We start from the raw sequence: 9,720 nt of genomic DNA on the forward strand, positions 1-9,720 counted from the left end.
GGGGAACTGCGCGCGCGACTGGCCGCCGGCGGGTGGTCCGTCTCCGACAGGAAGAGCCCCTCTGGGCCGGTGGCGACCCGCGCCCCGGTGGCGGTCCGGCCGCGCGGTTCCGCCCCCAGGGTTTCGCCTGGGGGCGCCCCCAGCGCCGCCTGGACCTGGCGGCGGTCCGTCGCCATGTGACGGTCGCTGGTGGCTGTGCGGCCCCTTGCGCAGGGGGGCGCCAGGGGCGCGGGGAACCGCGCGCTCAGCCTCCCCCAGAGCTTCGCCCGGGTGTGCCCCCATCTCGCTTCGCTCGCCGGCGGGTGGTCCGGGGCGGACCGAAGGGCGCCTTCCGGGCGGAAGCGACCGTCGCAGAGGGCACCCTCACCCCCCGATGCCCGCCGCCCTAGGCGACCGTGCCGGTGACGTGGACGTGCGGGCCGGAGCGGAGCTCGAAGCGGGGGCCGGCCGCCGCGTATTCGACGGTCGAGGGCAGCAGGACCGGCCTGCGGAAGTCCGCTGTGATTCCGGCCGCGCCGGGATGCTCGGCGGCGCACCGGGCGACCGTCCACATGCCGTGGACGATGGCCCGCGGAAAGCCGAACGGGCGGGCGGTCAGGGCGTACAGGTGGATGGGGTTGTAGTCGCCGCTCACCCGGGCGTGCCGCCGCCCGAGCCCGGCGGGCAGCGGCCACCGTGCCACGACCGGGAGTTCGGCCGCCGGTTCCGGGGGGCCGCCCGCGTCCTCCCGGGTAGGGGCAGGGACGCGGTGCCTGGCCAGGTACGTGCTGTGGTCCTGCCAGACGAGGTCGCCGGACACCCGCGCCTCGGTCAGCAGCGTGACCTCCGTGCCCCGGCGGTGCGGCCGCAGGCCGGTGGCGCTGACGGCCAGGTCCGGGCGGTCGGCCGCGGTCAGGGGGGCGTGGGCGGTGATGCGGATCGAGGTGTGGACCAGGCCCAGCAGCGGCAGCGGAAAGGCGCGGGCCGCCATCAGGCGGGCGGCGAGCGGGAAACCGAGGATGTGCGGGTAGGTGAGCGGGAGTTCGGGTCCCGGGGCGTAGCCGCACACGCGGGCGTACGCGGCGACCCGCGCCGGGTCGATGCGGACGCCCGTGCCGGTCAGCCGGTCCTGCGGCAGCTCGGCGGCGGGGGAGGGGTGCTTGCCGAGGCCGGTGACCACGCCCCGGCCCAGCGTCAGCACCAGCGGCGCCACCTCAGGCGCCCAGCAGCGACTGGCCGCAGACCCTGACGACCTGCCCGTTGACCCCGCCGGAGGCGGCCGCCGCCAGCCAGGCGACGGTCTCGGCCACGTCGACGGGCTGCCCGCCCTGGGCGAGGGAGTTCATCCGGCGGCCGGCCTCCCGGATGACCAGCGGCACGGCCGCGGTCATCCGCGTCTCGATGAAGCCGGGGGCGACCGCGTTGGCCGTGATGCCGCGCCCGCGGACCTCCGCGTCGGCGGCGAGCGCGCGGACGTACCCGATGATCCCGGCCTTGGAGGCGGCGTAGTTGGTCTGCCCGACGTTGCCGGCGATGCCCGCGATGGAGGCGGTCCCAACGATCCTGGCGTGCTCGTTGAGCGTGCCGGTCTTGAGCAGGTGGCCCGTGGTGCGCAGCACGCTGCCGAGGTTGACGTCGATGACGGTGTCCCAGCGGTCCGCCGGCATGTTGGCGAGCCTGCGGTCGCGGGTGATGCCCGCGTTGTGGACCAGGACGTCCAGGCCGTCGGGCAGTGCGGCGGCGATGCGTTCGCCGGCGTCGGGCGCGGTGATGTCCAGCGGCAGCGCGCTGCCGCCGAGCCGGGCCGCGACGGAGGCGAGCGCGTCCGCGGCCTGCGGGACGTCGAGCAGCACGACCCGCGCGCCGTCGCGGACCAGCGTCTCGGCGACGGCCGCGCCGATACCCCGGGCGGCCCCGGTGACCAGCGCGGTCCTGGTGCCGCCCGCGGGCACCTCGGGAGCGGGGCCGACCTCGACGACCTGCCCGCTGACGTAGGCGGACCGGGGCGAGAGCAGGAAGTCCAGGGTCGAGTCGGCGGCGGCGCCCGGGGCGAGCCGCACGAGCTGGACGGTGCAGCCGCGGCCGATCTCCTTGCCCAGCGAGCGCACGAAGCCCTCAAGTGCCTGCTGGGCGGCGGCATGTGCGAGGTCGCCGTCCAAAGGCGGGGCGCCGAGCACGACGATCCGCCCGCACGGGGTCAGCGAGCGGGCCAGCGGGTGCAGCGCCGCGTGCACGTCCTGCAGGTCCGCCGGGTCCGCGACGCCGGTCGCGTCCAGCACGACGGCCCCGTACGTCCCCGGCACCGGAGTGTCGCCCGCGGCCAGCCGCAGGACGGGTCCCGGCAGGTCCGGGGTGCGCTGCGACCAGCGGCGCAGGGGGGTGGGCTGCGGAAGGCCGAGGCGGCGGGTGACGAAGCGGCCGGGGGCCGTGCCGGTCAGGCGGAGATAGCGGTCGGCCATTGGCCTTCTCCTTACTCTGGAGTAAGTTTACCGGCGGTAAGGCTACTGGTGAGTCACGCAGATCGGAAGTTCGGGAGACCGCATGCAGACCGTCCGCCGGGTCGCCGTCATCGCCGGCAACCGCATCCCCTTCGCGCGCTCAGACGGCCCCTACGCCACCGCGTCCAACCAGGACATGCTCACCGCCGCGCTCGACGGCCTCGCGGCACGCACCGGCCTGGAGGGCGCGCGGGTCGGCGAGTTCGCCGCGGGCGCGGTGCTCAAGCACAGCCGGGACTTCAACCTCGCCCGGGAGACCGTGCTCGGCTCCGTCCTCGACCCGGCCACCCCCGCCTACGACCTCCAGCAGGCGTGCGGCACCGGGCTGCAGTCGGTCTTCGCGGTCGCCGCGAAGATCGCGCTCGGCGTCATCGACTCCGGCATCGCGGGCGGCGCCGACACCACCAGCGACGCGCCCCTCGGCGTCAACGACGAGTTGCGCAGGACGCTGCTGGCCGCCCGGCGGGCGCGGAGCCTCGGCGGCCGCGCCCGGGCGCTGGCCGCGGTGCGGCCGCGGCACCTCAAGCCGGACATCCCGCGCAACGCCGAGCCGCGCACCGGGCTGTCCATGGGCGAGCACGCCGCGCTGACCGCGGAACGCTGGCGGATCGGGCGCCGCGAGCAGGACGAACTGGCCGCGGCCAGCCACCAGAAGCTCGCCGCGGCCTACGAGCGGGGCTTCTTCGACCCGCTCGTCACGCCCTACCGCGGGCTCACCCGCGACCAGAACCTGCGCCCCGACTCGACGGTGGACAGGCTCGCCAGGCTGCGCCCGGTGTACGGAGGACCCGACGGCACGATGACGGCGGGCAACTCCACGCCGCTCACCGACGGGGCCGCCGTCGTGCTGCTCGGCTCCGAGGAGTGGGCCGCGGAGCGCGGCCTCGAACCGCTGGCGTACCTGACCGCGTACGAGACCGCGGCGGTGGACTACACGTCCGGTGCGGAGGGGCTGCTCATGGCGCCCGCGTACGCCGTGCCGCGGATGCTCGCCAGAGCGGGGCTCGGGCTCGGCGACTTCGACTTCTACGAGGTGCACGAGGCCTTCGCCTCGCAGGTGCTGGCCACGCTGGCCGCGTGGGAGGACAAGGCGTACTGCCTCGACCGCCTCGGCCTCGACGCTCCGCTCGGCTCGATCGACCGCTCCCGGCTCAACGTGGCCGGCTCGTCCCTCGCGACGGGGCATCCCTTCGCGGCCACCGGGGCGAGGATCGTGGCGACCCTCGCGCAACTGCTTGCTTCCCGGGAGCGTCCTGGGCGCGGCCTCATCTCCATCTGCGCGGCGGGCGGTCAAGGGGTGACCGCCGTTCTCACTTCCCCGTAGCCCGGGGGTGCGCTTCCGCCGGCCGCGATGGCCTGGGGGTTCCCCTTGCGCAGGGGCTACGCCCCCAGGGACGCGCTCAGCCACCCAGAGGCCGGTGGTCCGGGACGGACCGAACAGCCCCTTCGGGCCGGTGGCGACCCGAAGGTCCGGTGGGGGGCGGGTCGCGCAGTTCCCCGCGCCCCCGGCGGTTGCCCTCCTGCGCAAGGAGACCGCAGACCCACCCCTGCCGAGGGGATGTGCAGCCTCGGCCGCAGGACGAACGAACCCTCGAAGCCTGGTAGGAGCCGCAGACATGGCACGTCAAGGAACGCCGCCCGCGCAGGGCTCGGCGGGGACACCCCAGCTCACCGCCGAAGGCGGAAGAGTGCGGCAGGCGGCCGTACCGCCGTTGGTCGACCCGCCGCAGCGGGGCAGCCTCGCCGACATACCGTTCACGAACGCCGCCGAGGCGCCCTCGGACGTGGTGATGAGCCGCAAGGGGCAGGACGGGCGGTGGCAGGACGTCACCGCGGCCGCCTTCAGGGACGAGGTCGTCGCCGTCGCGAAGGGTCTGATCGCGGCCGGGCTGCGGCCGGGCGACCGGCTCGCGGTGATGGCCAGGACGTCGTACGCCTGGACGCTGCTGGACTTCGCGGGCTGGGCCGCGGGCCTGATCACCGTGCCGATCTACCCGACCTCCTCCGCCTCCCAGTGCGCCTGGATCCTCGCCGACTCCGGCGCGGCCGCGTGCGTCGTGGAGGACGTGGCCCAGGCCCGGATGATCAGTTCGGCCCGCACGGAGCTGCCCGCGCTGCGGGAGCTGTGGCAGATCGACACCGGAGCCGTCGGCCAGCTCGCGGCGGACGGCCGTACGCTGCCCGACGCCCTGGTCACGTCCCGCCGGCAGGCGATGGCCCCGGACACGGTCGCCACCCTGATCTACACCTCGGGCACCACCGGCCGCCCCAAGGGCTGCATCCTCACCCACGGCAACTTCTTCGCCGAGGTCGACAACGCCACCGAGCTGCTGCACCCGGTCTTCAGGTCGGTCAGCACCGAGCCCGCCTCGACCCTGCTCTTCCTGCCGCTCTCGCACGTCTTCGGGCGGATGGTCGCGGTCGGCTGCCTGCGGGCACGGGTCAGGCTCGGGCACGCGCCCAGCATCGCCACCGACGACCTGCTGGCCGACCTCGCCGGCTTCCGGCCGACCTTCCTGCTGGCGATCCCGTACGTCCTGGAGAAGGTCTACAACACCGGCCGCGCCACCGCGGAGAAGATCGGCCGGGCCGCGTCCTTCGACCGCGCGGCCCGTATCGCGCAGGCGTACGGCGCCGCGGCCATCGCCCGGCAGACCGGCACGGGACCCGGCCCGGGACCCGGGCTGCGGCTGGCGCGGGCGCTGTACGACCCGCTGGTCTACCGGCGGATCAGGGCCGCGCTCGGCGGCCGGGTGCGGTACGCGATCTGCGGCGGCTCACCGCTGGGCAGCCGGCTCGCCGCCTTCTACGCCGGCGCCGGGGTGCTGGTCTTCGAGGGCTACGGCCTCACCGAGACCACCGCGGCCGCCACCGTGACGCCGCCGCTGAGCCCGCGGCTGGGCACGGTCGGCTGGCCGCTGCCCGGCACGGCCGTGCGGATCGCCGAGGACGGCGAGGTGCTGCTGCGCGGCGGCCAGGTCTTCGCCGGGTACTGGAACGACGAGGGCGCCTTCCCCGCCGTCGAGGGATGGTTCCCGACCGGGGACATCGGCGAGCTGGACGCGGACGGCTACCTGACGATCACCGGCCGCAAGAAGGAGATCATCATCACCGCGGGCGGCAAGAACGTCGCCCCTGCCCCGCTGGAGGACCGGCTGCGGGCGCACCCGCTGGTCGGCCAGTGCATGGTGGTCGGCGACAACCGCCCCTACGTGACCGCCCTGATCACCCTGGAGCCGGACGGCCTCACGCACTGGCGGCGGATGCGGCACAAGGAGGCGCTGGCCGCGAAGGAGCTGGTCGAGGACGAGGAGCTGCTCGCCGAGCTGCAGAAGGCGGTGGACGACGCGAACGCGTCGGTCTCGCAGGCCGAGTCGATCCGCCGCTTCCGGGTGCTGCCGGTGGACTTCACCGAGGACGGCGGCCACCTGACCCCGTCGATGAAGCTCAGGCGCGCGGCGGTGGCCAGGGACTTCGCGGCGGACATCGAGGAGCTGTACCGCCGCAGGCGCTGAGAACGAGGCAGGGGCCGCCTCACCGAAGTGAGGCGGCCCCTTGGTACTGCAGGTTCTGGGCGCGATGCGCCGTCGGCCGGACTAGTGAGGACTAGTTCGGGGTGACGTTCTCCGCCTGCGGACCCTTCGGGCCCTGCGTGACGTCGAAGGTCACCGGCTGGTTCTCCTCGAGGGAGCGGAAGCCGGAGGCGTTGATCGCGGAGTAGTGGACGAAGACATCCGGGCCGCCGCCGTCCTGGGCGATGAAGCCGAAGCCCTTTTCAGCGTTGAACCACTTCACGGTTCCGGTAGCCATAAAGCCCTCCTTGGGCCCAAAGGGTTGCCCTGCTCCAGAACCTGCAACTGCGAAGTCTGAAAACTACAAAAGCCTGCGGGTTACATGCTCCGCAGGCTCTGTACTGCAAGGGAAACCAAACTGCAACTTGCGAGGAGAGTAGCACGGTGGGTCTCGGCCGGGGAAGGGTCTCAAGATCCGTTTTTGGGGGTCGCCCGGGTGTCGGCGGAGTGTCCCGCGGGGGGCCGTGCACGGGTCCCGCGGACACCAGGAGTAGCGTCCACCAGGTGGACACTTCAGCGCGTACCGAAGGCGACGGCCCGACCCGGCCCAGGGTCGGCCACATCCAGTTCCTCAACTGCGTCCCGCTCTACTGGGGCCTGGCCAGGACCGGCACGCTGCTGGACATCCAGCTCACCAAGGACACCCCGGAGAAGCTCAGCAAGCAGCTCATAGACGGTGACCTGGACATCGGTCCCGTGACCCTCATGGAGTACCTGCGGCACGCCGACGAGCTGGTCGCGCTGCCCGACATCGCGGTGGGCTGCGACGGCCCCGTCATGTCCTGCGTCATCGTCAGCCAGGTGCCGCTCGACCGGCTCGACGGGGAGCGGGTCGCGCTGGGCTCCACCAGCCGCACGTCGGTGCGCCTGGCCGAGCTGCTGCTCACGGAGCGTTACGGGGTGTCGCCCGACTACTACCGCTGCCCGCCCGACCTCGCGCTGATGATGCAGGAGGCGCAGGCCGCCGTCCTCATCGGCGACGCCGCCCTGCGCGCCTCGCTGCACGACGCGCCCCGGCTCGGCCTGGAGGTCCACGACCTCGGGCAGATGTGGAAGGACTGGACGGGCCTGCCCTTCGTCTTCGCGATCTGGGCGGTCCGCCGCGACTACCTGGCCGCGCACCCCGAGGCCGTCCACGACGTGCACCGCGCCTTCCTCGCCTCCCGCGACCTGTCGCTCGACGAGGTCGAGAAGATCGCCGAGCAGGCCGCCCACTGGGAGGCCTTCGACGCCGACCTGCTGCGCCGCTACTTCACCACCCTGGACTTCTCCCTCGGTGCCGAGCAGTTGGCGGGCCTGAACGAGTTCGCCCGCCGCGTGGGCTTCCCGCCCGGGGCCCGGGTCACCCTCCTCCCCCCGGCCTGACCCGGCGGTCGGCGTACGCTGGCCTGGTCCGTCGTCATGCCCCTCGTCACGCTCCTTCCGGAAGGACCTCCCTGGTGAGCGACATCGCAGCCGTCCTCGAACGCGCCGCCGACGGCGGCCGTATCACCCCGGAAGAGGCCCTCGACCTCTACCGCGACGCCCCCCTGCACGCGCTGGGCGCCGCCGCCGACGCCGTACGCCGCCGCCGCTACGCCGGGACCGAGCACATCGCGACGTACATCATCGAGCGGAACATCAACTACACGAACGTGTGCGTCACCGCGTGCAAGTTCTGCGCCTTCTACGCGGCGCCCAAGGACACAGCGAAGGGCTGGAGCCGCGGGCTCGACGACATCCTGCGCCGGTGCGCGGAGACCGTCGAGCTGGGCGGCACCCAGATCATGTTCCAGGGCGGCCACCACCCCGACTACGGCGTCGAGTACTACGAGGAGCACTTCGCCGCGATCAAGCGGGAGTTCCCGCAGCTGGTGATCCACTCGCTGGGCGCGTCCGAGGTCGAGCACATGGCGCGGATCTCCGGGGTGAGCGCGGAGGAGGCCATCCGCCGCATCCACGCCGCGGGCCTGGACTCCTTCGCCGGCGCCGGCGCGGAACTCCTGCCGGAGCGCCCGCGCAAGGCCATCGCCCCGCTCAAGGAGTCGGGCGAGCGCTGGCTGGAGATCATGGAGACCGCGCACCGCCTGGGCGTCGAGTCCACCTCCACGATGCTGATGGGCACCGGCGAGACCAACGCGGAGCGCATCGAGCACCTGCGGATGATCCGCGACGTCCAGGACCGCACGGGCGGCTTCCGGGCGTTCATCCCGTACACGTACCAGCCGGAGAACAACCACCTCAAGGGACAGACGCAGGCCACGCTCTTCGAGTACCTGCGGATGATCGCCATCGCCCGGCTCTTCCTCGACAACGTCGCCCACATCCAGGGCTCCTGGCTCACCACCGGCAAGGAGGTGGGGCAGCTGTCGCTGCACTACGGGGCGGACGACCTCGGCTCGGTGATGCTGGAGGAGAACGTCGTCTCCTCGGCCGGGGCGAAGCACCGCTCCAACCGGATGGAGCTGATCCATCTGATCCGCGCGGCCGGGCGCGTGCCGGCGCAGCGCGCGACGACCTACGAGCACATCGTCGTCCACGACGACCCGGCGAACGACCCCGTGGACGACCACGTCGTCTCCCACCTCTCCAGCACGGCGATCCCTGGCGGGACGGCCCACCCGGAACTCAAGCTCCTCGCCGAGCGCTAGCCCTCCCCGCCCTCCCCGCGCCCCTGGTGGGCACCCCCTTGCGGAAGGGGGGGCGCCCTACGGGGCGTAAGGTCGGGAGGGTGACACGTGCATCTCTGGAGAAGCAGCCGCAGGCAGTCGCCGCGATGTTCGATGACGTCGCTGCCAAGTACGACCTGACCAACGACGTGTTGTCGCTGGGGCAGACCCGGCTGTGGCGGCGGGCCGTCGCACAGGCGCTGGACGTGGCGCCGGGGGAGCGCGTGCTGGACCTGGGCGCGGGGACGGCCACGTCCTCGCTGCCCTTCGCCGCGGCCGGCGCCGCGGTCGTACCGTGCGACTTCTCCCTCGGGATGCTCCGCGAGGGCAAGAAGCGGCACCCGGAACTCCCGCTGACCGCGGGCGACGCGACCCGGCTGCCGTTCGCCGACGGCGTCTTCGACGCCGTCACCATCTCCTTCGCGCTGCGCAACGTCCACGACACCGACGCGGCGGTGCGCGAGATGCTGCGGGTCGTCAGGCCCGGCGGGCGGCTGGTGATCTGCGAGTTCAGCCACCCGACCTTCCGCCCGTTCCGCACCGTCTACACCGAGTACCTGATGCGGGCGCTGCCGCCGGTCGCCAAGTCGGTGAGCAGCAACCCGGACGCGTACGTCTACCTCGCCGAGTCCATCCGCGAGTGGCCCGACCAGCGTGCGCTGGCCGGCCGGCTGCGCGGCGCCGGCTGGTCCGCGGTGGCCTGGCGGAACCTGACCGGCGGGATCGTGGCGCTGCACCGCGCGAAGAAGGCGGACACGGACGGCAGTTGAGCCGTCGCGGGAAGTCGGCATTCCGGGTGCGGGGGAGGGGAACTGCCCCCTAGTCTGCGGTGTCTGTGCTGGGGAGGCCCGATCCCCCCCGACTCCCGGAGTGGCCCATGTCGTACTGCCCCGCGTGCGGGAACCCGGTCTCCGACACCTCCGCCCGCTTCTGCATGAAGTGCGGCCGCGAGCTGCCGGCGCCGCCCCCGCCCGCACCGCCCGCCGCACCGCCCGCACCGCCCGCCGCCCCGCCCGCACCGCC

Annotated in this window: 9 protein-coding genes; 6 read left to right on the top strand and 3 right to left on the bottom strand. The window is 73.5% G+C overall.

Annotation, left to right across the window (positions count from 1 at the left end; translation table 11 throughout):
• Nucleotides 1–385: 385 nt before the first annotated feature.
• Both NFU81_RS36625 and NFU81_RS36630 read right to left on the bottom strand, forming a co-directional pair.
• The gene (locus NFU81_RS36625) at nt 386–1,180 is read right to left on the bottom strand and encodes a MaoC/PaaZ C-terminal domain-containing protein (protein WP_251500260.1); all 795 of its coding nucleotides are present in this window, start codon (nt 1,178–1,180) and stop codon (nt 386–388) included.
• A gap of 13 nt (nt 1,181–1,193) precedes the next feature.
• The gene (locus NFU81_RS36630; protein WP_251500262.1) at nt 1,194–2,438 is read right to left on the bottom strand and encodes a 3-oxoacyl-ACP reductase; all 1,245 of its coding nucleotides are present in this window, start codon (nt 2,436–2,438) and stop codon (nt 1,194–1,196) included.
• Between the two features lie 82 nt (nt 2,439–2,520).
• On the opposite strand from NFU81_RS36630, the gene NFU81_RS36635 reads away from it, so the two are divergent.
• Nucleotides 2,521–3,801, top strand: coding sequence for an acetyl-CoA C-acetyltransferase (locus NFU81_RS36635; RefSeq protein ID WP_251500264.1), 1,281 nt, complete (start codon nt 2,521–2,523; stop codon nt 3,799–3,801).
• A gap of 292 nt (nt 3,802–4,093) precedes the next feature.
• On the top strand, nt 4,094–5,992 hold the full coding sequence (locus tag NFU81_RS36640) for an AMP-dependent synthetase/ligase (RefSeq protein WP_251500267.1): 1,899 nt from the start codon (nt 4,094–4,096) through the stop codon (nt 5,990–5,992).
• A gap of 91 nt (nt 5,993–6,083) precedes the next feature.
• Here NFU81_RS36640 and NFU81_RS36645 read toward each other — a convergent pair whose 3' ends face one another.
• Nucleotides 6,084–6,287: a cold-shock protein gene (locus NFU81_RS36645; RefSeq protein WP_033177709.1), complete on the bottom strand. Its 204-nt coding sequence runs from the start codon at nt 6,285–6,287 to the stop codon at nt 6,084–6,086.
• A 266-nt stretch (nt 6,288–6,553) separates the two neighbouring features.
• Between NFU81_RS36645 and NFU81_RS36650 the strand changes: the two genes are divergently transcribed.
• The 4 genes from NFU81_RS36650 to NFU81_RS36665 all read left to right on the top strand — a co-directional run.
• On the top strand, nt 6,554–7,414 hold the full coding sequence (locus NFU81_RS36650) for a menaquinone biosynthetic enzyme MqnA/MqnD family protein (RefSeq protein ID WP_251500269.1): 861 nt from the start codon (nt 6,554–6,556) through the stop codon (nt 7,412–7,414).
• A gap of 71 nt (nt 7,415–7,485) precedes the next feature.
• Nucleotides 7,486–8,679, top strand: a complete 1,194-nt coding sequence (gene mqnC, locus NFU81_RS36655; protein WP_422665381.1) for a cyclic dehypoxanthinyl futalosine synthase — start codon at nt 7,486–7,488, stop codon at nt 8,677–8,679.
• A gap of 80 nt (nt 8,680–8,759) precedes the next feature.
• On the top strand, nt 8,760–9,467 hold the full coding sequence (locus tag NFU81_RS36660) for a demethylmenaquinone methyltransferase (RefSeq protein ID WP_251500274.1): 708 nt from the start codon (nt 8,760–8,762) through the stop codon (nt 9,465–9,467).
• A 107-nt stretch (nt 9,468–9,574) separates the two neighbouring features.
• On the top strand, nt 9,575–9,720 hold a 146-nt coding region (locus NFU81_RS36665; protein ID WP_251500282.1), incomplete at its 3' end, for a zinc-ribbon domain-containing protein.

Source organism: Actinacidiphila cocklensis (assembly GCF_907177275.1).
In the GTDB taxonomy this organism is placed as follows: domain Bacteria; phylum Actinomycetota; class Actinomycetes; order Streptomycetales; family Streptomycetaceae; genus Actinacidiphila; species Actinacidiphila cocklensis.

Bases quoted from the DNA above. Each gene is read 5' to 3' on its own strand.
- NFU81_RS36630 (WP_251500262.1), bottom strand. From the start codon at position 2,438: ATGGCCGACCGCTATCTCCGCCTGACCGGCACGGCCCCCGGCCGCTTC.
- NFU81_RS36635 (WP_251500264.1), top strand. From the start codon at position 2,521: ATGCAGACCGTCCGCCGGGTCGCCGTCATCGCCGGCAACCGCATCCCC.
- NFU81_RS36640 (WP_251500267.1), top strand. From the start codon at position 4,094: ATGGCACGTCAAGGAACGCCGCCCGCGCAGGGCTCGGCGGGGACACCC.
- NFU81_RS36645 (WP_033177709.1), bottom strand. From the start codon at position 6,287: ATGGCTACCGGAACCGTGAAGTGGTTCAACGCTGAAAAGGGCTTCGGC.